Below are 24,967 nucleotides of genomic sequence, written 5' to 3' on the forward strand. Positions count from 1 at the left end.
TTTTTATCCTTTCAAAATTTTATATAACTGCGTATTGAGCCCAAACGCAAGCTTCAAGTGCGTTTAGCCTCTCTAACGTTTCTGCTTTTATATGTTCATCAACCAAGATGACAGCAAGTGCCATATTGTGATCATCTCTACCAAGGCGGAAGTCTGCGATATTGATCTTTTCATCAGCTAAAATTTTACTAATCTGAGCGATAACGCCTGGCACGTCATGATTTTTAAAGATGATCATCTTACCTTTTGGTTTAAAGTCAGTCTTAAAACCATTTATCGTTACGATGCGTTGCTGATTTTCACCAAATACCGTTCCACCAACGGTTACAATGCCATTTTCAGTAGTTAAGCGAACGGTGATTTTATTTTTAAAAATGCTATCTCCACCAAGGCTAGTTTCGGTCACTATTCCTTTTTCATCGCATAAAAATTTAGCATTTACGTAATTTATCGCATCACCAAGACTCTCTTTTAATGCACCAACTATGGCAAATGTTAGCATTGAATTTGCATATTCGCTAATCTGACCGTGAGTTTCTATACGGATAGCCTTGATAACGCTTTTATTTATCTGTGCAGCAAGAAACGCCATCTTGCTTGTAAGATCGATATAAGGCTCAACAAAAGGCGGTAGATCTTCTGTTTTTATAGGTAAATTTAACGCATTTGGATAGCTTATACCGCGAGCTGCCAAGATAGCTTGTTCGACTGCCTCAACTGCGATATTTCGCTGCGATTCAAGCGTATTTGCTCCAAGGTGTGGGGTGACGCTTACATTGTTTAGATCAAGAAGTGGATGATCAGTTGCTGGCTCTCTTGTAAAAACATCAATACCAGCAAATGCTATCTTACCACTTTTTAGCCCTTCATAAAGTGCTTCTTCGTTATAAAGACCGCCTCTAGCGCAGTTTATAAGTCTTACGCCATCTTTCATTTTTGCGATCTCTTTGGCACCGATCATATTGGTTGTCTCTTTAGTCTTTGGCGTATGGATCGTGATAAAATCACATGCTAAAATATCATCAAAATTTTTAGTATAAGTACCACCCATATCTATGACTTTAGATGGGTCAATATATGGATCATAAGCGATGATCTCCATGCCAAAAGCTTTTGCGCGAATAGCTACCCTTGAGCCAATATTTCCAAAGCCGATCACACCAAGCTTTTTCTTAAAAAGCTCAACCCCATACCACTTCTCACGCTTCCAGATTCTATCTAGCTTTAGATCATTATGAGCGTATTCAAGAGATCTAGCTGAAGCTAGCATATGCGCCATTGTTAGCTCAACTGCAGCAATAGTGTTTGCAGTTGGAACGTTCATAGCTATTATGCCACGCCTTGAGCATCCTTCTATATCGACATTATCTACACCAACACCAGCTCTAACAATAGCTTTTAGTTTTTTACCAGCGTTTAAAAAGGCCTCGTTTACTTCAGTTGAGCTTCTTGTTATAGCAACATCAGCCTCGCCTAAAATTTTTAAAAGTTCATCTTTGGGAGTATTAACTGCGTCTATTACATTTATATCTTGCTCTTTTTTTAAAAGTTCAAAACCTACTGGATGTATCGCATCGCAAACAATGATAGTTTTCATAATTTTACCTCTCTCACACTTGAGTGGATATCATAAACTCTTAGTTCTAAAATGATATTTTGTAGAAGCTTAGAGTCTTGAGTATTTAAAAATATCTGGCTTTTTGCACCATCTTTTACAACAGTAAAATCGACCTCACTTTTTCTTAAAGTCTGCATCAAACAAAACATTGAATAGATATCATTTTTATCTATCAAAAGCTCATATGCAGTAATCTTTGGTTTTTCTATTTTGGGTCGGTTGTATTCTATAAAAATTTCATTTACAGGCAGCACATAATCTCTTTTTTTAATAGTTGCTAGTTCACTCATCCAGTTGGTATTACTGGTTGTGTTTTTGGTTAAATTTTGCTCATTTGTGATATTTTCTTCATGTATCTGGCTGAAATTTACACTTGCAAATTTAACAAGAGAAATTCCAACCAAACCCAATATTACAAATAGCAGGACAACTACTAATAAAAGTACGCGTCTGCCCATTTAAACTAAAGTAATTGTTCTTTTATAATATCGCCGAGTGTTACTTTATCATCGTTATCATTGATCTCATTTAACACTTCACGCTCTTTTTGTTTTGCTAAACGGCGTATGCTTAGGCGAATTCTATTTTTCTTCTCATCGATAAATGCGATAGCTGCTTCGATCTCATCACCGATCTTAAGTGTACTAACATCTACACTACCTAGATCTTCTTTGCGGATCAGCGCATCAACGTTATCGCCAAGCTCTACAAATACGCCAAAGTCTTTGATGTCGCGAATTGTTCCTTTTGCGATATCGCCTACATTAAATTTATCAGCAAATGCTTGAACTGGACTTTGTTTTAGGTCTTTTAGACTAAGTGAAACTTTTTGTTCAGCACTATCGATTTTGATGATTTTTACTTCAAGCTCGTCACCAGCTTTAAACATATCTTTGCATTTATCGTTTCTATCCCAAGACGCGTCTTCATTATGTAGTAAGCCTTCAACGCAGCCTACTCTAACAAATGCACCAAAATTTGTGATAGTTGTCACAACGCCTTTTACTACGTCACCTTCTTTGTGTTTTGCCTTAAACTCATCAAATGGCTTTGGAAGTAAATTTTTAAGACTCACTCTTAAGCGGTGTCCTTTTGCATCTATCTCGATAACCTCAACATCAATCTCTTGACCTTCATTGATGTGATCTTTTGGATTTTTTATATTTTTGTCCCATGAAATTTCAGATATATGCAAAAATCCTTCAATATCATTTCCAAGATCAACAAATGCGCCGTAAGGCTCGATATTGCTAACTGTAACTTTGATAGTGTCACCAACTTCTAGTCCATCATTTATGATCTCTTCCCAAGGATCTGGAGTAGCTGCCTTGATAGATAAAGACAAGTGGCGCTTTTCGTTGTCATAGCTGATAACTTTAACTAAAACCTTATCACCTTCTTTATATAGCGAGCTAGGGTTTACTGGGCCTTTATAACTTATCTCACTATAATGCACAAGCCCATCGACACCGCCAACATCAACAAACATACCATAAGTTGTGATTTTTTTAACTGTGCCCTCTATAACGCTATCGTTTTCTACTATGCTTGATAGAGCTTCTTTACGCTTTTTGCGGTCGTCATCTAAAATTTTCTTTCTAGAGACAACTATGCTATTTTCCTCTTTATCAATTTTTATAACTCTTACTTTATATGTTTTACCAATTACGCCTTCAGCGTTTTTAAAGCCACTGTGAGTTTTTGGTAAGAAAAATTCCACACCATTTACATCTTGAGTTATAAAGCCACCTTTATTTTTTCCAACTACTTTTACATCGATTTCGCCAGAATTTTCAGGATCGTAAGCTTCGATGAAAGCTTTAACTTTCTCTTTTCTAAGTGCTTTTTTGTGCGACACTATAGGTCTTCCATTTCTTGATCCAGTTATTACAACTTTGATCGTATCGCCAACTTTATGCGTCAGGTTGCCGTTTGCATCAGTGATCTCAGAAACATTTAAAATGCCTTCTGACTTCTTGCCAACATCAATTAAAACCTCATCGCCATTGATACTGACGATCTTTGCGTCACTATCTTCTTCAGTCTTTTTAAAAGACTCCTCTAACATCGCAGCAAAATCGATATCTTCGATATCCTCGTCTTTTGCTTTTCCTAATTGAACACTTTTGTTCACAGCCATCTTGATCCTTTAAATTTTATTATGCCAGTAGAGGCAAATTGGCTTATTATAGTTAATTGTGGCTTTAGCTAGGATAAATTTTATACTTTTTTGATTCTGTCAACGACTTTTTGTATGATCCAGTCAGGCGTACTTGCACCCGCACTTATGCCACACAAATTTTTGCCATCAAACCATGATTTTTCAAGCTCTTCTTCGCTTTCTATGAGGTAGCTATCTTCGCAGAAATTTTTAGATATTAGATAGAGTTGTTTTGTATTTGAGCTATTTTTTCCACCAATTATTATCATCACATCGGCTCTTTTTGCCAAATTTTTAGCAGCCTCTTGGTTTTCAAATGTCGCGTTGCAGATGGTGTTAAAAACGCGTACCTCTTTTACGTGAAGCATAAGGTAGTTTGCGATTTGCATAAATTTCTCGACTTTTCTAGTCGTTTGACTAACAAGAGCGACTTTTTGCTTAAATTTAATGCCCTCTAGCTCGCTCTCTTCAAGCACGACGTAGACATTACCCTTGGCGTATGACTTCACGCCCTTTACTTCAGGGTGATGCATATCGCCATAAATCACCACATCATAGCCCTCTTCGCTCATTTTTTCACAAATTTGCTGTGGCTTTGTCACAAATGGGCAAGTTGCATCGATCACTTTTATATCGGTTTTTTTTAGCTCTGCAAGGTCATTTTTAGTGATGCCATGAGTACGGATGATCGCCTTTTTCTCATCTTTTAGCTCATCTATACCCTCAAGTGTTTTTACATTGTAGTTTTTCTCAAGCCTGTTTATCTCTTCGTTATTATGGATGAGTGGCCCGATGGTCGCAGCATCTCCTGCATTTTCAGCAATCTTTATCGCCCTTTTTACACCAAAGCAAAATCCATAGCTACTAGCAAGCTCAATCTTCAACTCTAGCTCCCATTTTCTTTAAAATTTCAGCAAAATTTGGAAACGATGTGGCGATAAATTCGCTCTTTTCTATCTGCATGCCACATTTTAGTCCAAGTACGGCAAAGCTCATCGCGATCCTATGATCTCCGTGGCTATCTATCTTGGCAAATTTAGCCTCAGAGCCATTTATGATAAAGCCATCTTCAAGCTCGCTAGCATCAACGCCGCACTGCTTTAACGCATTTATCGTGACGGCTATCCTATCACTCTCTTTTACGCGAAGCTCTTTTGCATTTATTAGCTTGCTTTGGCCTTTAGCGCAGGCAAATGCGATGGCTAAAGCCGGGGCTTCATCAATGAGCCACGAGATATTTTCACTAACCTCTACGCCTTTTAAATTTGGCGAATATCTAACCTCGATATCACCGATATCTTCGTACTTGCTTGAAGTTTTGTGAAATTTTATCTCAGCGCCCATTTTCTCTAAAATCCTGTAAGCTTCGATGCGAGTTTTATTTAGCAAAATATTTTTTAAAATAATGTGTGAGCCCGGAATTATAAGTGCTGCGACTGCAAAGAAAAATGCAGAACTTGGATCATTTGGCACATCTATATCAAGTGGCGCAAGTGGCGATTTCATAGGCTTCAGAGTAATCTCTAAGCCGTCACGCTTTATATCAGCTCCCATGCCTGCAAACATGCGCTCAGTATGATCTCTGCTTAGCTCTGGCTCGCTAAATTTACAGCCATCTGAGTAAAGAGCCGCTAGTAAAAGCGCACTTTTTACCTGGGCTGAGGCGATCTTGCTATCAAAACTAAATCTTTCAAATTTCATCCCTCTTATGCAAAGCGGAGCATTGTTTGCGTTGTTTGCACCATCTATCTTTGCACCCATATCGTTTAGAGGTTTTGCTATTCTAGCCATTGGACGTGAGTTTAAATATCTATCACCACTTAGCACAAAAAAGCCATCCTGTACGGCTAGTAATCCCATAAAAAGCCTCATCGCCGTACCAGAGTTACCACACTCTAAAATTTCATTTGGCTCTTTTATCTTTTGTGGCGGCATGATCGTTATTTCAGAACCATTGTCCTCAACTTTTGCGCCTAAAAGCTGGACTATTTTTAAGGTATTTAGCGTATCGCCAGCTCTTAGGTAGTTTCTAATGCGAGATGGTTTATCACTCAAAAGCGAAAAAATCGCGCATCTATGCGAGATGGATTTATCCGCTGCGATGTCGTCAATAGTTAAATTTAGACTTTTTTCTAATGGATAAATTCTCATCTTATTCCAATATTTAGTTTCTCTTTTAGCTCACCTAAGATTTTATCCATAAGTGCGTTTATATCATCATCCTCAAGTGTTTTTTCCATATCTTGGAATGTAAATTTAAGGCTAAGGCTGATCGCGCCATTTAGTTTCGCATCTTTATAAATATCAACTGGTAAAAATTCTTTTAGCTCTTTTAGATTTAGCCCTCTTATGCACTCATAAATTCGTCCAGCCTCGAAATTTTCAGGCACGATGAGGCTAAGATCTCTTGTAGTGCTTTGGAATTTTGAGTAAGGCACTGCTAAGACCGGTTCGAATTTAAACTTAGTAAAATCAATCTCGCAAACATAAGTTTTTGGCAGATCTCTCTTTGCCTCAACTCTTGCGTCAACTCTACCGATATAGCCGATATTTTCGCCATTTTGATAGATGTGTGCTTGTTCGTATGGACTAAGATATGAGATGCCCTGGCAAGGTTTTAGTTCAAATTTGCCTATGACATTTTGCACCATCGAAGCAAAAGCATAGAAATTTGCCTCCTCGCCCTTTGCACCATTTATCAGCGTAGGCTCTTTCAGAAGTCCAGACACAACAAAGCCTAAATTTAAGCCCTGGTTTGCATTTTCGTCAAAAATTTCTCCAAGCTCAAATAGTCTAACTGAGCGTTTCGAGTTTTTGATATTTTTCTCGCTTGAGCTTAGAAGGTGATTAACAAGTGTCGGTCTAAGCGTGTTTAGCTCATTATTTATAGGATTTAGTATCTTGACTTTGCATGGTTTAAAATTTAGCTCACTAAGCTCATCCTCACTATCAAAGACATAGTGTACGCTTTCAAAAAAGCCATTATCAGCTGCTCTACGCCTTAAATTTAGGGCGTTTTTATAGTTAAAATATGTCTTATTTAGCCTATTTTTCTCTGCAAAATTTAGCGGCGTTGAGGCGATATTGTCGATGCCTATTATCCTTACGATCTCCTCGCAGATATCATGAGAATTTACGATATCATGGCGAAATAACGGCACTTTTACGTTAAAGCTTTCTTGCTCGACATTTACCGCGATCTCAAAGCCAAGTTTCTTTAAAATTTTAACGACATCGTTTCTTGCAACCTCTTGACCGATCATATTTTTAAGCTCGCCAAGTGAGATGCTAAGCGTGATAGGCTCGGTGTTTAAAAGCGACTGCTGTGAGCCAGCAAAGAGATTTAGAGTATCTTTAAAATTAGCAAGTCTTTTAAATAAATAATCCGCTCCATAAGCTAAATTTGGCTCGCCACCACGACTTGAGCGATAAATTTGATCACCCTTTGGTAAATTTTTATTTTCAAAAATAGCCTTTGAAACTACGTCTGGCTTTACGTAGCTAGCTTCTACTAGGATCACTTTTGACTTCTCATCTACCCTAGCCTCATCGCTTTGGCAAATTCCAGCAATGCCTAAATTTTTATCCCCGCAATAAACGACACATTCGCCATTTTCGCCATTTTTTATATCAAAAACAGCCTTTTCGCCTTCACTTACAAGTTTAGCGTGATCATAAGCCCTAAATAAAACACCCGTGCAAAATGTCGCATATTCAAGTAGTCTCTCTACTAAATTTGTCTTTTGACACTCTATTAATGCTAGACGCATGCGAGTTATTAGATTTTCGTATAGTCCCTCTTTTAGCTCAAAAGCCTTATACAAAAATGACCCATTTACTTTATCCTCTGCTCGCACAGAAGCTATTCTACCAATACCTAGTAAATTTTCGCTCTCATCGTCTTCGTGACTATCTTTCATATTTAGATCAAGCGCTGCACAAATTTCTCTTGCGATGCCATGTAAATTTTGGCAATCGCCTCTGTTTGCTGTGACATCAACTTCAATTATCGTATCTTTAAATACCTCAAATTCGCTAAGACTTGTACCAAGTTTTAGTTTACCGATGCTCTCATCAAGCGGTAAAATTCCATCGTTTACCTTTGGAAGTCCCAGCTCACTTGAAGAGCAGATCATACCACTTGACTCGATACCTCTTAGCTTTGCTTTTTTTATCTCAAGACCATTTGGCATAGTCGTGCCAATAAGTGCAACTGGCACAAACTGGCCAGCTTCAACGTTTTTAGCCCCACACACGATCTGAAGCGTCTCTCCACCAACATCCACTTGACAAATGCTTAGTTTATCAGCATCTGGGTGTTTCTCTCTACTTTTTATGTAGCCAACCACAATACTCTTTGGTAAATTTATCTCTTTATAGCTATCAACCTCTAGCCCGATAGAATTTAATGTCTTTGAAAGTGTCTCGCCGCTAACGTCGCTAAGGTCGATCCACTCGTTTAACCAATGCTTTGAAATTATCATTTAAACTGCTCCAACAATCTTAAATCTCCCTCAAAAAGCGACCTTAGATCAGGCACTCTATGAAGCAACATCGCAAATCTCTCAACGCCAAGGCCAAAGGCGTATCCACTTACATTTTTATAACCAACTGCCTTAAATACATTTGGATCAACGACGCCACATCCAAGTACCTCAAGCCAAGTGGTCTGCTTGCACACTCTGCAGCCCTTGCCATGGCAGAATATACAACTAATATCAACCTCTGCGCTAGGCTCCGTAAATGGAAAAAAACTAGGGCGAAAACGTACTTCAACGTCGCCAAACATGTGCTTTAAAAAGCCCTCAAGCATTGATTTTAAATTTGCAAAGCTAACTTTCTCAGCATCCTCCACCACAAGGCCCTCGACCTGGTGAAACATCGGTGTATGCGTTAAATCCATATCACGTCTAAAGACAGTACCTGGCGCTATCATGCGAATAGGCGGCTTTTGATTTAGCATAGTTCGCACCTGAACTGGACTCGTATGCGTCCTTAAAAGCCTAAAATCATCTAGGTAAAATGTATCTTGCATATCTCTTGCTGGGTGGTATTTTGGTAAATTTAGCGCCTCAAAGTTGTGAAAATCATCTTCTATTAGTGGTCCAGTCTCGAGCGAGAAATTTAGAGCTAAAAAGTATTCAATTATCTTATCCATCGTAGCCATCACAGGATGAAGTGCCCCGCTAGCAATAGGCTCATTAAATAGCGTGATATCAGCGGCTTCTTTTTTCATCTTGTTATCTATCTCTTGCTCGCTAAGCTCAGCCTTTTTAGCTTCTATTAGCGCGCCAAGCTCATCTCTTTGCTTATTTAAATTTGCTGCAAATTCCTTTTTCTCGTCCTCGCCAAGCTCTTTTAGCTTTGCAAAGCCTTGCGCCAAGATGCCCTTTTTGCCAAAAATTTCTACCCTGACTTTTTCCAAATCATCAAGCGTTGAAATTTCATTTTTGATTTTATTAACGAAATCTTGCAATTTTTTGCCTTTATAAATTTTTGAGTCGATTTTATAGAAAAAGAGTTAAAATCAAGATAAAGAGCACGAAATTTAAGCACACTTTGATATAATTTTGCAAAATTTCAAAGGAGCTAAAATGACCATATTTGAAAAGATCGTAGCTGGTGAAATCCCTTGCAACAAAGTGCTTGAGAGCGAGAAATTTCTAGCTTTTAACGATATAAATCCAAAAGCACCAATCCACATCCTAATCATCCCAAAAAAACACTATAAAAATTTCCAAGAGATGGATCCGGTTTTAATGGGAGAGATGACAAAATTTATCCAAGAAGTAGCGACCTTAATGGGCGTTGATAAGAGCGGATACCGCCTTATAACAAACTGCGGTGAAAACGGCGGTCAAGAAGTTATGCATCTACATTTTCACCTGCTTGGCGGAGCTAAGCTTGGCTGGAGCGAAGGCGTAGCTGATCCACAAAGCACATTTTAATAACTTCTAAATTTTAGACTCAAAACCTGAGTCTAAAATTTTATTTTCTTGCAGACTTAATAGCTTCAAGCAACTCTTCAAAACCTACTTTACTTGAGTTTTCAACATCTTTTAATATTTCAACGCCAGGTAGATTTCCTTTATCTTTATCAGCAAAAATAACCATCGCTTTTTCTAGTCCATGATGAACATTTTCATGATGAGCTGCGATACTTGAGAGAATTTTGGCATCTTTTACAAGAGTATTTTTCACATCTTTTTCATACCATTTGCCAAATCTACACTCATGAACATCTTGAATTTTATTAAATTCATTTAAAAGCACACCTCTATATCCATTTAGCTTCATATTTATATGATCTATTTTTCCATTACTTACATAGACTTCATTTGTAACATTTAGAGCCTGATTTAGGATATTTTGCGTATTTGAGTTTACGCTTGAGATATTTCCTTCAAATCCACCTAAAATTTTCATAGCATTTGCAGAAATTTTTGAGAAATTCTCACTCATTTCGATCATCGTATTCGCACTTTGCTTAAGTCCATTTATATTTACTTCTACTTCAAGTGTCGCTTTTTGAGTGCGCTCAGCTAGCTTTCTAACCTCATCTGCCACGACAGCAAAACCTCGTCCATGCTCACCAGCACGGGCCGCCTCGATCGCAGCATTTAGAGCTAGCAAATTTGTCTGATCTGAGATGTCTTTAATTAGATTTATAATCTCAGCAATCGAATTTACGCTTCCATTAAGCGAAGAAGCGTCATTTGAAAGGTCATTGCTCATCTGGCTTACTTGCTCGATCGAGTTTAAAATTTCAGCCGTTTGCGACTTGAGTTCGCCCGTCTCTTTGAAAGTCTTTTCATTTAGTCCGTTTATACTTTCAAGCATTTTTAGGTTTTCTTCCATTGTTAATTGCAAGAAATTTATACCATCTTGATAACTTGAAAGCAATAAATTTACAGCCTCTTGCTTATCCTTGGCTTGCTCTTTTGGCTCGCAAGTTTTAACTTTTTTTAGCTCCTCTTTAAGTGCTAAAATTTCAGCCTTTAAAGCTTCATTTTCTCTCTCTAAAGCTTCATTTTTACTAGAAAGCTCTTTATTCTTGCCATCAAAAAACATTTTTCATCCTTTAAAATTTTGTAGATTTTGCGTAATTATAACTCTTTTTTCTTAAGCCAGTAGTCTAAAATTTCTATCTGCTCATCAACGCTTTTATTTGCCGTGCCGCCTTTTGAAGTGCGAGCCTCTTTGGAAGCGTGCAGATCTAGAAATTTAATGGCATTTTCGTCCAAATTTTCATCGACACTTTTTAGCTGCTCTTCGTTTAGCTCACTTAGATCAAGTCCTAAGCTTTCAGCCTTTGCGACGGCTTTGCCTGTGATAAAATGCGCCGTTCTAAATGGAATATTCTTTTCACGCACTAGATAGTCTGCCAAATCAGTCGCACTTAGATGCCCAGTTTTTGTAGCTTTTAGCATATTTTTTTCATTAAATTTGGCCGTTTTTATCATCTCGTTTAGGATGGTAGCCGAGCTTAAAATGGTTGAGACGCTGTCAAACACGCCCTCTTTATCTTCTTGCATATCTTTATTATAAGCAAGTGGCAGGCCCTTCATCGTAGTTAGCAGTGCTACTAAATTTCCATTTACACGCCCAGTTTTGCCACGGATGAGTTCAGCAACGTCTGGATTTTTCTTTTGAGGCATAATGGAACTTCCTGTGCTATAAGCATCGCTAATGCTTATAAAGCCAAATTCTTGCGAGCTCCAAAGTATGAGCTCCTCGCAAAGCCTAGAAGCGTGCGTCATAAAAATGCTAATGTTAAATAAAATCTCAAGCGCAAAATCACGGTCGCTCACGCTATCCATCGCATTTCGCGTGCAACCTGCGAAGCCAAGCTCACTTGCAACGATAGTTCTATCTATCTTATGAGGAGTGCCTGCAAGGGCTGCTGAACCAAGCGGACTTAGGTTGTTTCGCTCATATGAGCTAACAAAACGCTCGAAATCTCTTTTAAACATAAATGCATATGCTAGCAAGTGATAGCTAAGGCTTACTGGCTGAGCGTGTTGAAGATGTGTGTAGCCTGGCATTAGCGTATCTTTGTGGTTTTTTGCCAAATTTGTAAGCGTAGTGATGAGCTCTTTGATGAGAGATGAAATTTCTAAATTTTTCTTCAATACGTAAAATTTAAAATCAAGCGCAACTTGGTCGTTTCTACTTCTAGCTGTGTGCAGTCTGCCTCCAAGCTCGGCGCCGATGATCTGGCTAAGGCGCTTCTCAACTGCCATATGTATATCTTCATCTTCTAGCTTAAACTCGAATTTACCTGCTCTTATCTCAGATAAAACCTCATCAAGCCCCTTTATGATCGCCTCTGACTCATCTTTTTTCAAAATTCCGCAAACCCCAAGCATCTTTGCGTGAGCCTTACTTCCAGCGATATCTTCCTCAAAAAGATTTTTATCAAAATTTATAGAGGCATTGAATTCCTCAAGCAGCTTCGAACTAGCCTCGCTAAATCTGCCCTCCCACATCTTTTTGTGTGCGTTTTTCTCTTCTTTCATAGCTTTGCCTTTAATTAGTTTTGCGTGATTTTAACAAAATAGCACTTAACTGGGTATTTTAACTATAAAGTTGCAAAAAAGTTATAAATATAATTTATCTTTAAGGATATAGAAATATAATTCAAAATATAACTTTTTAAAAACTATTTTAATTTTCTATTGAATATAGTTTAAAATAAAAATAATCTATAAGAGGAAGGATGATATGCAAATAGATGCGAATATGAACTCAAATATTTTCTATCATGATGGCTATACATCTATCTCTTCAAATAGCTCAAAAACAAGCATGCTAGTATCTTCCGGCTATGACAAGAAAGATATTATTAGAAGCAATGAAGTACATGTAGAACAAAGAGAAGATGCTAAAATTTCCTCTATAATTATTAATAAAGCAAGTGCCATACAGTTACAAAAAGACTTAGAAAAATTACAAGAGCAAAAGCTAGATATTTCGCATCAAATTTCAAGCATCCAGAGCCTAAAAGATCGTAACTCTATGCAAATGCTTCATTACTTAAATTTAGAGCAGTCAGCCATTCAAAATAACATTTTAAGTATTAAAACTCAAATGATAGAAATGGCACAGGCTTAAAACTAAGCCTTGCCAATAATAGTTTCTAAAACTAGGCAAAAATCCTCTAAAAAATATCCCATTGATTTATAAAAATTGCTAGTTGCGTCTTTTTGGATATCTCTTGAAAGCTGTTTAGCATAAGGCAAGAAAAATGATACACTAAAAGCTGCAAGAAGTTTCATAGACTCATTAGATGCTTCGCTTTTTAAAATATTTGCTATTAAAATTAGCTGATTTGAGATGCTGTCAACCTCGCCCATCTTTGGCTGAAAATTTATAGCCTTATAAAATTGAGCTAGATCATCTTTTGCAGACGAAAAATAGTAACTTGCCTCAAATTTTGACTTTAAAATGACAAAATCGTCACATAAAGCAGCACTACTTTCATCTTTGATAAATTTGGCATAAAGCTCGTTACCTTTTTTATTTGCTTCGCTATTTGTCTGCGTTATCCACGCATTTGTCTTTTTGATACGCATAAAAGATGAAACGTCTAAAATGCCGCTAAAATTTGCAGCAAGCGCAGCCGCTACAACGCTATAAAGTTCTCCAAGTTTCAAATTTTAATCCTTAAGTCGTAGATATCTAAGTCTAAGTGCATTTAAAACGACAGTAACAGAGCTAAGACACATTGCCATTGAGCCATAAACTGGGCTTAAAAGTAGCCCAAAGACCGGGTAAAGCACGCCAGCAGCCACTGGAATACAAATCGCGTTATACATAAAAGCCCAAAATAAATTTTCTTTTATGTTTGCCATAGTAGCATTTGCTAGTCTAACTAGTCCGGTCACGCCACGCAAATCATTTTTAACAAGTACGATATCTCCAGCACCCTTTGCGATATCTGAGCCCGAGTTCATAGCGATACCAACACTTGCTTCTTTAAGTGATGGTGAGTCGTTTACGCCATCTCCTACAAAGATGACACCACCATGACTTGAAAGCTCTTTTATCTTGTTAAATTTATCCTCTGGTAGCATATTTGCATAGTATTTGCTTAAATTTAACCTGTCGGCGATATTTGCAACCACTTTTTCATCATCGCCTGAGAGGATCACACTTTGTAAATTTAGACTTGTAAGCTCATTTATAACATCGCTTGCCTCGTCTTTTAGCTCATCACTAAGCGTTAAAAAACCGACAAATTTTTTATTTATAGCACAAAGTATGACGCCGCTTCCATCGTTTGTAGCCTCTTTTATAGCTTTACTTTCATCCGGATTTAAACTCACTTCATTTGCCAAAAGCAACTTTTCGTTTCCGATTATTATCTGATTATTCTCATCCTCATAGATGATGCCTTGCCCAACAACGTTTTGAAATTTTCCATTTAGCTTTTGTAAATCTATACATTTTTGCTTTGCATATCTAACGATAGCTTTTGAGATGAGATGCTCACTTAAATTTTCAGCAGAAGCGATAAGAGCTAAATCTTGCTCGCTTAAATTTGAGCTTTTGACGCTGATTTGCCCTTTACTAAGCGTGCCAGTTTTATCAAATGCTACAAATTTAGCATCTTTTATTAGCTCTAAAACTTCTGGATTTTTTACTAAAATTCCAGCTTTTGCACCGCGTGCAAGCGAGCTTACTATTGCTATTGGCGTAGCAAGTCCAAGAGCGCATGGACATGAGATGATAAGAACGCAGATCGCGCTAGAGATCGCATAGGCGAAATTTCCACTAAAAATTATCCATATTAAAAATGTAAGAACTGAGATCGCCACGACACTTGGCACAAAGATGTTTGCTATCTTGTCAGCCAGCCGTCCGATAGGCATCTTTTTAGAGCTAGCGTCGCTTAGTAGGTTTAAAATTTGAGATAGCAAGCTCTCGTAAGAGCTCTTTGTTACCTTGACGCTTATGTAGCCATTTGTGTTTAGAGTGCCGGCAAATACGCCATCTCCCACCTCTTTATAAACTGGCAAGCTCTCTCCTGTAAGCATAGAAGCATCTATCTCAGCGCCACCTTGAACTATCACGCCATCACATGGAACATTGTAGCCATTTTTTACGATGACGATGTCGCCTACTTTTAGCTCATTTACATTTACCTCTTTACTATGTCCATCTGGCATGACCAAAAAGGCGGTCTTTGGCGAAATTTTAAGTAGCGTCTTTAGGTAGTCGCCTGCCTTTGCCTTTGAGCGCTCTTCAAGATACTTACCTAGCAAAACAAAGGCTATTATCATCGCTGCGCCTGAGACATAGACATTTTTTAGATCATCTGGGATGAAATCTGAAAAGATCACAACAAAAAGCGAGTATAAAAATGCACTGCCGCTTCCAAGAGCTACAAGCACGTTCATATCGTAGTTTTTGTTTTTAACAGCCTCTATGGCGTGAGCAAAGAAGTCTTTACCACTAAAAGCTAGCACCAAAAAGCCAAGCGCTAAAATGGCTAAATTTACAACCACGCTAGGCCTTACAAACATCTCAAGCGCCATGATGACCATGCTCGCTAGAAATGCAAATATAAATTTATTTCTGATCGCAGTTATATGCTCGTCTCTTTTGGCTTCAAATTCATCAATATTTGTCGCCACAAAGTAGCCAAGCTTCTTTATCTTTTGCTCTAAAACTTCACGCACGCTGGCGTCTTTTAGGACAAACTCACCGCTTGCGTTTGCGAAATTTACATTTGCTTCAAGCACCCCATCTATCTTTTTGGAAACTTTCTCGATAGCGTTTGAGCAATTTACGCAGCTCATTCCCGCTATATTTAGCTTGACTTTTAAAGGCATATCAAAGCTCTTTTATAACGTCAAATCCCAGATCAGCCATTTCTGATTTAAATTTCTCTACATCGCCATCTTTTATATCAAGACTAACTTGTCTTGGCTCTTTGCTAAGATCGACTTTTATCTCGCCAAAGTCATCTTCAAGTGCGTTTTTTATAGTATTTGCGCAGTTTTGGCAATGCACGTTATTTACCTCAAATGTTTTCATATTATCTCCTTTATCATGTGGTCGTATTCGTGTAAATTTATGATCTTTTTGGTGTTAAATTTAAAGCCAAGGCTCTCGTAAAATTTACGAACTTTTGGCTTATTTGTATCTACTATTAATGAAACTTTTTTATGTCCTAGCTCTTTTGCCTTGACAAATGAATGCCTTATGAGCTCTTTTGCAAGCCCTTGGCCTCTAAAATTTTCATCAACAGCGATACTATCTATATAAAACTCATCATCAAAACACTCTTTTTCTACTTTAGCGTCTTTGCCAAGAGCCTTTAGATGCTGTGAAATTTCTCTATCAAGCTGCTCCGCATCGCCACCAAAGTAAGCACACATCGCTGCGATAATTTTCTCGTTGCTTTTATAAACAAAGACATTTTTATAGCTTAGTCTATTTGTCTCACTTTTGAAAAAAACTTCTAAAATTTCATCACTTTTAATAGGATCGTCGTAGCCACTTAGCTTGTAGGCGATATCCTCCATTGCTAGATTTAGTAGCTTTATGCAGCTTTTTGCATCTTGTTTTTGAGCATTTTTTATCATGGCATGATTATATGCCTTTAGCTTAAATTTTTACCAAATATCAATCTGCGATTTACAAATTAATAACCCGCAATATGCAAACTAAAAATGTTTTAAAAAAGTATAAAATTTTTTTAGTTATAATCCGTAAAAAATTTATTTAAGGATATTTATGGGACGAGCATTTGAGTACCGAAGAGCGGCAAAAGAAGCTAGATGGGATAAGATGAGCAAGGTATTTCCAAAACTTGCAAAAGCTATAACAGTAGCCGCAAAAGATGGTGGTTGTGATCCAGATATGAACCCTAAACTTCGTGCAGCTATCGTAGCGGCAAAAGCTGAAAATATGCCAAAAGACAACATCGACGCAGCTATAAAAAGAGCAAATGGCAAAGATAGCGCCGATATCAAGACTATTTTTTATGACGGCAAAGCAGCTCACGGCGTGCAGATCATCGTTGAGTGTGCGACCGACAATCCAACAAGAACGGTTGCCAATGTTAAAGCGATATTTAGCAAAAATGGTGGAGAAATTTTACCAAGTGGCAGCCTTAGCTTTATGTTTACAAGAAAGAGCGTTTTTGAGCTTGAAAAACCAAGCGCAGATATTGAAGAGATCGAGCTTGAGCTGATTGATTATGGTCTAAGCGATATCGAGGCCGACGATGAGACGCTATTTGTTTATGGTGATTATGCAAATTTTGGCACACTTCATGAAGGTATCGAAAAGCTAAATTTAGTGGTTAAAAAAGCTTCACTTCAATACTTACCAAATCAAACCGTGAATCTAAGCGAAGAGCAAATGCTTGAGGTTGAGAGACTTCTTGATAAGTTAGAAGACGATGATGACGTTCAAGCAGTTTATACAAATATTGAATAAAAAGGATATACATGCGTTTTGATGAATTAAAAGTTTATGATATAAATTTAGACGAGCTTAAAAAAGATAAATTTGCAGTTTTAGAGACAGACAAAGGCGAGATCAGACTTGAACTTTTTGCAGAAGAAGCTCCACAAGCTGTCGCAAATTTTATCCATTTGATAAAATCAGGCTTTTATAATGGTCTAAATTTTCACAGAGTTATACCAAATTTCGTAATCCAAGGTGGCTGCCCAAATGGCACGGGCACAGGCGGTCCTGGCTGGAGAATAAAATGCGAATGCGATAAACAAAACGTAAAACACGAGCGCGGTAGCCTTAGCATGGCTCACGCAGGACGCGATACTGGCGGATCGCAGTTTTTCATCTGTCATAGCAAACAACCTCATCTTGATGGCGTGCATACAGTCTTTGGAAAATGCGTTGATGAAGAGAGCCTAAAGGTACTTGATGCTATCAGACAAGGCGATAAGATCATCTCTGCTAAGATCAGAGAAAGCCTATAAAGGGGAAATTTATGAATAATGCTAAAAAGCAAGGAAATCTTGCTGTAAGATTATTTACCAATCTTGCCTTTTGGGTTGTGATCGGTATTGTTGGTGGTGTTGTCGTTGGCATGGTCGCGCCTGAGCTTGGTATAGCAAGCAAACCAGGCATTGATTATTTTATAAAAGCACTTAAAATTTTAATCGGCCCTATTATCTTTTTAACGATCGTTTCAGGTATCGTTGGGCTTGAGAGTTTAAAAGATCTTGGGTCTATTGGATTAAAGGCATTTATTTATTTTGAGATAGTTAGCACACTTGCGCTTGCTGTTGGTATCATCTTTGGTGAGACACTTCGTCCAGGACATGGTATGAATCTTGACTACACTCAGCTTGATGCCTCAAGTGTAGCTAAATTTACATCTCAAGCTGCAAATATGGACGCAAATAGTGGGTTTGTAGCACATACAATTCATCTTTTAAGAGGTGCTGTGCCAGTAGATGATATTTTCCCTTACGTGCATATACTTGATCCATTTATAAAATCAAACACACTTCAAGTACTTTTCATGGCTATTATCGTTGCCATAGTACTTTCGCTGCTAGCTCACGATAAAAAACAAGCTTGCCTAAAGCCACTTGAATTTATTCAGCACTATGTCTTAAAACTTCTTAGCTGGCTTATGCTCTTTAGCCCAGTGGCTGCATTTTCAGCTATGGCTTATCTAATCGGCAAATTTGGTATCGGAACGCTTCTTGGCATGATGGAGCTTTTGGTTGTTATGGCACTTGCAAGCTGCTTTTTTATCTTTGTAGTGCTTGGCGTTATTTGCTATTTTGCAAAAATCAATGTCTTTAAATTTATGCGTTTTATTTCAAAAGAGGTATTGGTAGTCTTTGCAACAAGCTCGAGCGAAACAGCTCTTGCGCCGCTTATGCAAAAGCTAGAATCAGCTGGTATAAATAGAGGCGCTGTTGGACTTATCATCCCAACTGGCTACTCATTTAACCTTGACTGCACCAACATCTATCTAAGTTTAAGCGTTATTTTCCTAGCTCAAGCTTTCAACATCCCGCTAAGCTTTGAGCATCTAATAAGTATACTAATCGTACTAATGATCACAAGCAAAGGTGCTGTTGGCGTGACAGGATCAGGCTTTGTCGTCCTTGCTGGAACACTAAGCGCACTTCCAAGCACTGGCATACCAGTCGTCACTGTAGCCGTGCTACTTGGCGTTGATAAATTTATGTCAGAAATGCGTGCTGTTGGTAATCTCTGCGGTAACGCTGTTGGCTGCATGATCGTATCTATCTGGGATAAAAAAGTCGATATGGATAAATTTAGATACGCACTAGATCATCCAGAGGAATTTCACTTTCACTCATAATATAACTTTATAACTATAAGGGCAACTTTGCCCTTATTTTTTTCTTTTTATCTAAATTTAATGCGCTCTATCTACTTCCTCAAACCTATAAAAATTTTTAAAAACAGCATCGTAATAAATGATACTTGATAACTGGTTCAAATACAAAAAGAAAAACTAAGCTAAGTATAATAGGAAAATTTTATTAGTAACTAATATATTTGGCAATATCTAATATTTTGTTACTTACTAGAATAAATTTACAAATGTAACACTTGAGATTGGAATTTAGAAGAGAGATACTTTAAATTTAGTCATATCAAAAATATCAACCAAAAAGACTAGCCTTGCAAGAAGCTTTGCAAGGCTATACAAATTAAGCTTTTGGACCAGCTTTAGCGTACTCAACGCCCTCTTTTACATCTTCGTAACGTTTGAAATTTTCAACAAACATTTTAGCTAGCTTATCGCGTGAAGCGTTATACTGAGCTGGATTTGCCCATGTGTTTATAGGATTTAGCAGTTTTGTCTCGACACCATCAAGCTCTTTTGGGATAGCGAAGTTAAATTTATCAAAATTTTCAAATTCGCATTTTGTGATGCTGCCATCAAGGATCGCATTTATGCAAGCACGTGTTGCTTTTATGCTCATACGCTTGCCAACGCCGTAAGCACCGCCGCTCCAGCCTGTATTTACAAGATAGACATTAACGCCGTGCTTATCGATCTTCTCACCAAGTAGTTTTGCATAGACAGTTGGGTGAAGCGGCATAAATGGCTCACCAAAGCAAGCACTAAAAGTAGCGACAGGTTCAGTTATACCGCGCTCTGTGCCAGCAACTTTTGCTGTGTAGCCACTTAGGAAATAATACATCGCCTGCTCTTTTGTAAGCTTTGCAACTGGGGGAAGCACGCCAAAAGCATCAGCACTTAAAAAGATGATATTTTTTGGATGGCCGGCACTTGAGCTTGGTTCATAGTTGTCGATGTGATAGATCGGATAGCTCACGCGTGTATTTTCAGTCTTTGAGCCATCTTTGTAATCAACCACGCCATTTTCGTCAGCTACAACGTTTTCAAGTAACGCATCACGTCTGATCGCTGCATAAATTTCTGGCTCGCTGCTTGGATCAAGGTTGATACATTTTGCGTAGCAACCGCCCTCAAAATTAAACACGCCATCATCGTCCCAGCCGTGCTCATCATCACCTATTAACTTGCGTTTTGGATCAGTTGAAAGTGTCGTTTTACCAGTGCCAGATAGACCAAAAAATAGCGCTGTATCGCCCTTCTCGCCTACGTTTGCAGAGCAGTGCATACTTAGCTTTCCTTCAAGTGGCAACCAGTAGTTCATCATAGAAAAAATGCCCTTTTTCATCTCACCGCCGTACCATGTGCCACCGATCACTGCAACATTTTCCTCGACATTAAAGATAACAAAGACATCTGAGTGTAGCCCATCAGCCTTGTAGTCCTCATTTTTTGTCTTACAAGCGTTATATACTACAAAATCAGGCTCAAATTTAGCTAGCTCCACTTCACTTGGACGAATGAACATATTTTTTACAAAGTGCGCTTGCCACGCTACTTCGGTGACAAAACGGACTGATTTTTGGCTCTTTTTGCTAGCCCCACAAAATGCATCTTGGATAAAAATTTCTTTACCGCTTAGCTGCTCTTTTGCTTTTTTAAGAAGCTTGTCAAAAAGCTCTTTTGTGATAGGCTGATTTATCTTGCCCCAAGCGATATACTTCTGACTTGGATCTTGTTTGACAAAGTACTTATCTTTTGGGCTTCTTCCAGTAAAAATTCCCGTATCTACCATAAACGTGCCGTTGCTTGAAACCCTGCCCTCGTTATTTGTCTTTTCAAGCTCAAAAAGCTCGTCGTAGCTTAGATTGTGATTTATCTTTTTGATCTCTTTTAGACCTAGCTCGTCTAATTTATTTATCATGTTGTTTCCTTTAAAATTTTCATTTCTTTATAACTTCTGACCTAAAAGTCATCAAAATGTTAATCAAATTTCGCTTAACACTATCTTTTTAAAAGTGGCAAATTTATTTAAATTTAGCCACCACTTGATTGTTCGCGACGCTTTGACCTTTGCTAACTTCAATAGATCCTATCACACCATCTTTTGGGGCTTTGACCTCTATCTCCATCTTCATTGCTTCAAGCACGACTACAGCTTGCCCTTTTTTGACTTGATCGCCAGGACTTACTAAAATTTTATGCACAGCACCCGGCAAGCTAGCAACGATATCATTTTCAGTTGCACCTGCTGCTGCACTTTTAGCATTTTTTACGCTCTTGCCTTCAACTCCGGTGATTGATTTTACTTGGATGCCATCGTTAAAACCTTCGCTTACTTCGACATTGTAGCGGCTACCATTTACAACGACACTATATCTGCCACTTTGAGTTTGTCTGCCCTCGTTTGCTTTAGCATTTGGGTCGATCTTTCTAACATTTACTTTGGCTTCGCCTTTTAAGAATGCGATACCCTTTTCTTTACAAGCTGCTGCTATAAATATATTTTCTTCGGTAGTTTTTATATTGTTTTGCTTTAGAATTTCTTTTACGTGAGCAAGCGACTTACTCTCATCTTTATCAGCTATATCAACTGCGTGTTTTGTAGTTGGTTTTAAGCCTAGTTGCTCGCTTGCAAGCTTGATGATCTCTTTATCAGGCGTAACTGGTGTCTTGCCAAAGTAGCCAAGCACCATTTTACCGTATCCCTCAGCTATCTTTTTCCACTTGCCAAACATTACATTATTAAACGCTTGTTGGAAGTAAAACTGGCTAACAGGAGTCACTGAAGTACCGTATCCACCCTTTTGCACCACTTCACGCATCGCAAGGATAACCTCTGGAAATTTATCTAAGATGTTGTTATCTCTCATCATCTGGGTATTTGCTGTAAGCGCGCCACCAGGCATCGGTGAAAATGGTATGAGTGGGCTTACTTGTACGGCCTCAGGTGGCAAGAAATACTCTTTTAAGCAATCATTCAAAACGCTTTCATATTTTAAAATTTTCTCCACGTCAAGTCCGCCAAGATCGTAGTTTTTGCCTTTTACTGCGTGAAGCATAGTTAAGATATCTGGCTGACTTGTACCACCACTTACTGGGCTTGCGGCTAGATCTATTCCATCAACGCCGGCTTCAAGCGCTGCAAGATAGCAAGCCACACTTACGCCTGCTGTTTCATGTGTATGAAGTCTGATATGAGTTTTTTCTGGCAATAATTTTCTAGCCATTTTTATGGTTTCATAGACCTTTTGTGGGCTACTTGTGCCACTTGCATCTTTAAAGCAAACACTGTGATAAGGGATGTTTGCATCTAAAATTTCTCTTAAAATTTTCTCATAAAATTTAACATCATGTGCTCCCACACAGCCACTGGGCAGATCCATCATCGTAACAACAACTTCATGTTTTAAGCCATGATGAGCGATCCTCTCGCCTGAATATTTTAAATTTTCAACGTCATTTAGTGCGTCAAAATTTCTGATGGTGGTGGTTCCATGTTTTTTGAAAAGCTTTGCGTGAAGGTCGATTAGCTCACGGCTGCCAGTATCAAGTGTGACGGTATTTACGCCCCTGCTTAGGGTTTGAAGATTTGCTTTTGGTCCTACGATGCTTCTAAATTTATCCATCATCGCAAAAGCGTCTTCATTTAGGTAAAAATAAAGGCTTTGAAATCTCGCTCCGCCACCAAATTCAAAATGCTCTATACCAGCCTCTTTGGCTGCTTCAAGCGCGGGCAAAAAGTCGTTCATAAGCACCCTAGCGCCATAAACTGACTGAAAGCCATCTCTAAAAGTCGTATCCATAACATCGATAAATTTCTTCGCCATCACCCACCTCATTAATTTTATAAATTTATTTAAAGAATTCATAGAAAATGGCTAAATTGGTTAGAAACTCAAATTAGCCATTTTGCTTGTTTTTTGGTATTTTACAACCAAAAACTTTTATATCATTTAAAAAGTGAGAGTAAGAAGTTTAATAATCCGCCGTGGCTCGCATCAAGCATTGGCTTTAATTCCATTAGAAAGACGCAGAAAAATACAAGTACAGCAAGCTGAATAAAAATATAAGGCACAACACCTTTATAAATAGCAGTCGTTTTTATCTCAGCTGGTGCGACTGATCTTAGGAAAAATAAGCTAAATCCAAATGGCGGCGTCAAAAATGAAGTTTGTAAATTCATAGCAACTAAGATTGCTAGATAAATTGGATTTATACCAAGCTTTGCAGCTATTGGCACCAAGATAGGAAGCACGATATATGAAATTTCAACAAAGTCGATAAAAAAGCCAAGCACAAAGATGACAACCATACTAAAAATAATAAAGCCCCACTTCTCGCCTGGTAAATTTGTCATAAATTTTTCAACAATCTCATCTCCACCAGTATAACTAAATACCATAGAAAAGGCTGTCGCACCAACAAGTATGGCAAAGACAAGTGCTGTAGTTTTTACGCTTTCTGCCAATGCCTCTTTTATCATAGAAAATGAAAATGTCCTATAAAAAATAGCTAAAATAATGGCTCCAACACAGCCAAAAGCTGAACTTTCAGTTGGTGTAGCGATACCTGCAAATATAGAGCCCAATACACAAATAACAAGTAAAAGCGGTGGAAAGATAGCGATTAGTGCTCTCATAATCTGCTTAAATTTACTAACACCGCTCTCATCTTTTACTACCGGTGCAGTATCTGGTTTCAAATAAGCAACAATCAAAATATAAATGATATAAACTGCTACTAGCGTGAATCCTGGGATGATGGCTTGATGAAAAAGCTCACCAACTGGCACTGAAAATATATCACCCAAAATAATCAGCACGATAGAAGGTGGAATGATCTGTCCAAGCGTACCAGCGGCACATATAGTGCCACAACCTAGCGCTTGGTCGTATTTATACTTTAGCATGACAGGCAAGCTTATAACGCCCATTGCAACGACACTTGCACCAACAACGCCGGTTGAAGCTGCAAGAAGTGCTCCAACCAAGATAGTACTAATAGCAATACCTCCGCGAATTTCTCCAAAAAGCATACCCATGCTCTCAAGCAGCCTCTCGGCTAGTTTTGACTTTTGAAGCACGACACCCATAAATACAAAAAGTGGAACTGCTATAAAAATTCTACTCTCCATGATAGAGAAAATTCTATAAGGCATGAAGTTAAACATATCTTTGAAAACTTCGATGCTTCCAAGTAGTCCGTCTCCGTCTCCAATGCTCTCAACAATACTACCAATCATGCCAAATATCATCGAAACCGCACCAAAGGTAAAGGCTACTGGAAAGCCAATACCTAACATCAAAAGTGCGGCTATAAACATTATCAAACCAGCCATTATTCCCCCTTTTTAGCTTTTTTGTAAAGATTAAAATTTCTTATAAAAAAGCCAATCGCAAAAAATACAAGCAGATAAAAAGAAAAAGGAATAAGTGCTTTTATGATCCATCTGTGAGTAAGACCGCCTGGATCTGCACTAGCTTCAGCTGAAGTATAAGCATCACTCACAAATTCAAACGATAAATTTGAAACCAAAAGTGCAAATGGAATTACAAAAATAACAGTTCCTATCATATTTACAAGAGCTTTATTTTTTGGTGAAAATTTAGCATAAAAGATATCAACTCTAACGTGCGCATCTTCTTTTAATGCATAGCTCATGCCAAGCAAAAATATTACAGCAAAAAAATGCCACTCAAGCTCCTGAAATGCGACATTTCCATAAGAGAAAAAATATCTTGCCACAACGTTAAAAAAGACGTCTATTATCATCAAAGCCATAATAAACATGCAAATATAGCCGACTATGTCGCCGACCTTATCAAAAAATTTCTCAACTTTTTGCATAAAC

22 protein-coding genes and 1 pseudogene are annotated in these 24,967 nt (G+C 38.1%); 5 read left to right on the plus strand and 18 right to left on the minus strand.

All coding sequences use genetic code 11. The annotated features are described in order from the left end of the window. Positions 1-19: 19 nt before the first annotated feature. From serA to pheS, 7 genes are all read right to left on the minus strand, one after another. A complete protein-coding gene (gene serA, locus CVS95_RS02460; RefSeq protein ID WP_234400028.1) occupies positions 20-1,600 on the minus strand; it encodes a phosphoglycerate dehydrogenase in 1,581 nt (526 codons plus the stop codon). Further along, positions 1,594-2,076, minus strand: coding sequence for a hypothetical protein (locus CVS95_RS02465; RefSeq protein ID WP_103593000.1), 483 nt, complete (start codon positions 2,074-2,076; stop codon positions 1,594-1,596). The genes serA and CVS95_RS02465 overlap by 7 nt, the downstream gene beginning before the upstream one ends. Positions 2,077-2,081: 5 nt before the next feature. Continuing rightward, complete coding sequence (locus CVS95_RS02470; protein ID WP_103592999.1) at positions 2,082-3,758, minus strand: 30S ribosomal protein S1; 1,677 nt, start codon at positions 3,756-3,758, stop codon at positions 2,082-2,084. A gap of 80 nt (positions 3,759-3,838) precedes the next feature. Further along, complete coding sequence (locus CVS95_RS02475; RefSeq protein ID WP_021090890.1) at positions 3,839-4,663, minus strand: 4-hydroxy-3-methylbut-2-enyl diphosphate reductase; 825 nt, start codon at positions 4,661-4,663, stop codon at positions 3,839-3,841. Further along, the gene (gene aroA, locus CVS95_RS02480; protein ID WP_107695447.1) at positions 4,653-5,930 is read right to left on the minus strand and encodes a 3-phosphoshikimate 1-carboxyvinyltransferase; all 1,278 of its coding nucleotides are present in this window, start codon (positions 5,928-5,930) and stop codon (positions 4,653-4,655) included. Before aroA ends, CVS95_RS02475 begins: the two co-directional genes overlap by 11 nt. Further along, on the minus strand, positions 5,927-8,263 hold the full coding sequence (pheT, locus tag CVS95_RS02485) for a phenylalanine--tRNA ligase subunit beta (protein ID WP_107695448.1): 2,337 nt from the start codon (positions 8,261-8,263) through the stop codon (positions 5,927-5,929). The genes aroA and pheT overlap by 4 nt, the downstream gene beginning before the upstream one ends. After that, on the minus strand, positions 8,260-9,255 hold the full coding sequence (gene pheS / locus CVS95_RS02490) for a phenylalanine--tRNA ligase subunit alpha (protein WP_107695449.1): 996 nt from the start codon (positions 9,253-9,255) through the stop codon (positions 8,260-8,262). The genes pheT and pheS overlap by 4 nt, the downstream gene beginning before the upstream one ends. 118 nt (positions 9,256-9,373) lie before the next feature. Here pheS and CVS95_RS02495 point away from each other — a divergent pair, with 118 nt between their 5' ends. After that, the gene (locus tag CVS95_RS02495; protein WP_021091047.1) at positions 9,374-9,727 is read left to right on the plus strand and encodes a histidine triad nucleotide-binding protein; all 354 of its coding nucleotides are present in this window, start codon (positions 9,374-9,376) and stop codon (positions 9,725-9,727) included. Positions 9,728-9,767: 40 nt separating this feature from the next. Here the strand turns inward: CVS95_RS02495 and CVS95_RS09965 are convergent, their stop codons facing one another. From CVS95_RS09965 to argH, 3 genes and pseudogenes are all read right to left on the minus strand, one after another. Next, positions 9,768-10,076: a CZB domain-containing protein gene (locus CVS95_RS09965; protein WP_374048490.1), complete on the minus strand. Its 309-nt coding sequence runs from the start codon at positions 10,074-10,076 to the stop codon at positions 9,768-9,770. Between the two features lie 69 nt (positions 10,077-10,145). Then, a pseudogene (locus tag CVS95_RS09970) lies at positions 10,146-10,439 on the minus strand (methyl-accepting chemotaxis protein); the annotation flags it as partial. A gap of 446 nt (positions 10,440-10,885) precedes the next feature. Further along, positions 10,886-12,298: an argininosuccinate lyase gene (argH, locus tag CVS95_RS02505; RefSeq protein WP_107695451.1), complete on the minus strand. Its 1,413-nt coding sequence runs from the start codon at positions 12,296-12,298 to the stop codon at positions 10,886-10,888. A 205-nt stretch (positions 12,299-12,503) separates the two neighbouring features. On the opposite strand from argH, the gene CVS95_RS02510 reads away from it, so the two are divergent. Further along, positions 12,504-12,893, plus strand: a complete 390-nt coding sequence (locus CVS95_RS02510) for a hypothetical protein (protein WP_107695452.1) — start codon at positions 12,504-12,506, stop codon at positions 12,891-12,893. A gap of 2 nt (positions 12,894-12,895) precedes the next feature. Here the strand turns inward: CVS95_RS02510 and CVS95_RS02515 are convergent, their stop codons facing one another. Genes CVS95_RS02515 through CVS95_RS02530 form a run of 4 tightly spaced genes read right to left on the minus strand, consistent with a single transcriptional unit; the run spans position 12,896 to position 16,372 of the window. Then, positions 12,896-13,435: an oxidoreductase gene (locus CVS95_RS02515; RefSeq protein WP_107695453.1), complete on the minus strand. Its 540-nt coding sequence runs from the start codon at positions 13,433-13,435 to the stop codon at positions 12,896-12,898. Between the two features lie 3 nt (positions 13,436-13,438). Beyond that, the gene (locus CVS95_RS02520; protein WP_107695454.1) at positions 13,439-15,616 is read right to left on the minus strand and encodes a heavy metal translocating P-type ATPase; all 2,178 of its coding nucleotides are present in this window, start codon (positions 15,614-15,616) and stop codon (positions 13,439-13,441) included. A 1-nt stretch (position 15,617) separates the two neighbouring features. Next, the gene (locus CVS95_RS02525) at positions 15,618-15,821 is read right to left on the minus strand and encodes a heavy-metal-associated domain-containing protein (RefSeq protein WP_004317198.1); all 204 of its coding nucleotides are present in this window, start codon (positions 15,819-15,821) and stop codon (positions 15,618-15,620) included. Beyond that, positions 15,818-16,372: a GNAT family N-acetyltransferase gene (locus CVS95_RS02530; RefSeq protein ID WP_107695455.1), complete on the minus strand. Its 555-nt coding sequence runs from the start codon at positions 16,370-16,372 to the stop codon at positions 15,818-15,820. Before CVS95_RS02530 ends, CVS95_RS02525 begins: the two co-directional genes overlap by 4 nt. Positions 16,373-16,523: 151 nt before the next feature. On the opposite strand from CVS95_RS02530, the gene CVS95_RS02535 reads away from it, so the two are divergent. Genes CVS95_RS02535 through CVS95_RS02545 form a run of 3 tightly spaced genes read left to right on the plus strand, consistent with a single transcriptional unit; the run spans position 16,524 to position 19,104 of the window. Further along, positions 16,524-17,231, plus strand: coding sequence for a YebC/PmpR family DNA-binding transcriptional regulator (locus CVS95_RS02535; protein WP_107695456.1), 708 nt, complete (start codon positions 16,524-16,526; stop codon positions 17,229-17,231). Positions 17,232-17,242: 11 nt separating this feature from the next. Next, on the plus strand, positions 17,243-17,737 hold the full coding sequence (locus CVS95_RS02540) for a peptidylprolyl isomerase (RefSeq protein WP_103588959.1): 495 nt from the start codon (positions 17,243-17,245) through the stop codon (positions 17,735-17,737). 11 nt (positions 17,738-17,748) lie between these two features. After that, the gene (locus CVS95_RS02545) at positions 17,749-19,104 is read left to right on the plus strand and encodes a cation:dicarboxylate symporter family transporter (RefSeq protein WP_107695457.1); all 1,356 of its coding nucleotides are present in this window, start codon (positions 17,749-17,751) and stop codon (positions 19,102-19,104) included. 355 nt (positions 19,105-19,459) lie between these two features. Here the strand turns inward: CVS95_RS02545 and pckA are convergent, their stop codons facing one another. The 4 genes from pckA to CVS95_RS02565 form a co-directional block, all read right to left on the minus strand. Then, the gene (pckA, locus tag CVS95_RS02550) at positions 19,460-21,034 is read right to left on the minus strand and encodes a phosphoenolpyruvate carboxykinase (ATP) (RefSeq protein WP_199906340.1); all 1,575 of its coding nucleotides are present in this window, start codon (positions 21,032-21,034) and stop codon (positions 19,460-19,462) included. A gap of 106 nt (positions 21,035-21,140) precedes the next feature. Continuing rightward, positions 21,141-22,943, minus strand: coding sequence for a biotin/lipoyl-containing protein (locus CVS95_RS02555; protein ID WP_107695459.1), 1,803 nt, complete (start codon positions 22,941-22,943; stop codon positions 21,141-21,143). Between the two features lie 122 nt (positions 22,944-23,065). Then, positions 23,066-24,454, minus strand: a complete 1,389-nt coding sequence (locus CVS95_RS02560) for a TRAP transporter large permease (protein ID WP_107695460.1) — start codon at positions 24,452-24,454, stop codon at positions 23,066-23,068. Continuing rightward, positions 24,454-24,963: a TRAP transporter small permease subunit gene (locus CVS95_RS02565; protein ID WP_021090735.1), complete on the minus strand. Its 510-nt coding sequence runs from the start codon at positions 24,961-24,963 to the stop codon at positions 24,454-24,456. Before CVS95_RS02565 ends, CVS95_RS02560 begins: the two co-directional genes overlap by 1 nt. Positions 24,964-24,967 lie beyond the last annotated feature (4 nt).

The organism is Campylobacter concisus (assembly GCF_003048905.1).
Classification (GTDB): domain Bacteria; phylum Campylobacterota; class Campylobacteria; order Campylobacterales; family Campylobacteraceae; genus Campylobacter_A; species Campylobacter_A concisus_V.

Bases quoted from the DNA above. Each gene is read 5' to 3' on its own strand.
- CVS95_RS02470 (WP_103592999.1), bottom strand. From the start codon at position 3,758: ATGGCTGTGAACAAAAGTGTTCAATTAGGAAAAGCAAAAGACGAGGAT.
- pheT (WP_107695448.1), bottom strand. From the start codon at position 8,263: ATGATAATTTCAAAGCATTGGTTAAACGAGTGGATCGACCTTAGCGAC.
- CVS95_RS02560 (WP_107695460.1), bottom strand. From the start codon at position 24,454: ATGGCTGGTTTGATAATGTTTATAGCCGCACTTTTGATGTTAGGTATT.
- CVS95_RS02520 (WP_107695454.1), bottom strand. From the start codon at position 15,616: ATGCCTTTAAAAGTCAAGCTAAATATAGCGGGAATGAGCTGCGTAAAT.
- CVS95_RS02495 (WP_021091047.1), top strand. From the start codon at position 9,374: ATGACCATATTTGAAAAGATCGTAGCTGGTGAAATCCCTTGCAACAAA.
- CVS95_RS02525 (WP_004317198.1), bottom strand. From the start codon at position 15,821: ATGAAAACATTTGAGGTAAATAACGTGCATTGCCAAAACTGCGCAAAT.
- CVS95_RS02555 (WP_107695459.1), bottom strand. From the start codon at position 22,943: ATGGCGAAGAAATTTATCGATGTTATGGATACGACTTTTAGAGATGGC.
- CVS95_RS02510 (WP_107695452.1), top strand. From the start codon at position 12,504: ATGCAAATAGATGCGAATATGAACTCAAATATTTTCTATCATGATGGC.
- CVS95_RS02540 (WP_103588959.1), top strand. From the start codon at position 17,243: ATGCGTTTTGATGAATTAAAAGTTTATGATATAAATTTAGACGAGCTT.
- argH (WP_107695451.1), bottom strand. From the start codon at position 12,298: ATGAAAGAAGAGAAAAACGCACACAAAAAGATGTGGGAGGGCAGATTT.
- CVS95_RS09965 (WP_374048490.1), bottom strand. From the start codon at position 10,076: ATGAAGCTAAATGGATATAGAGGTGTGCTTTTAAATGAATTTAATAAA.
- CVS95_RS02530 (WP_107695455.1), bottom strand. From the start codon at position 16,372: ATGATAAAAAATGCTCAAAAACAAGATGCAAAAAGCTGCATAAAGCTA.
- CVS95_RS02565 (WP_021090735.1), bottom strand. From the start codon at position 24,963: ATGCAAAAAGTTGAGAAATTTTTTGATAAGGTCGGCGACATAGTCGGC.
- aroA (WP_107695447.1), bottom strand. From the start codon at position 5,930: ATGAGAATTTATCCATTAGAAAAAAGTCTAAATTTAACTATTGACGAC.
- CVS95_RS02465 (WP_103593000.1), bottom strand. From the start codon at position 2,076: ATGGGCAGACGCGTACTTTTATTAGTAGTTGTCCTGCTATTTGTAATA.
- CVS95_RS02545 (WP_107695457.1), top strand. From the start codon at position 17,749: ATGAATAATGCTAAAAAGCAAGGAAATCTTGCTGTAAGATTATTTACC.
- CVS95_RS02535 (WP_107695456.1), top strand. From the start codon at position 16,524: ATGGGACGAGCATTTGAGTACCGAAGAGCGGCAAAAGAAGCTAGATGG.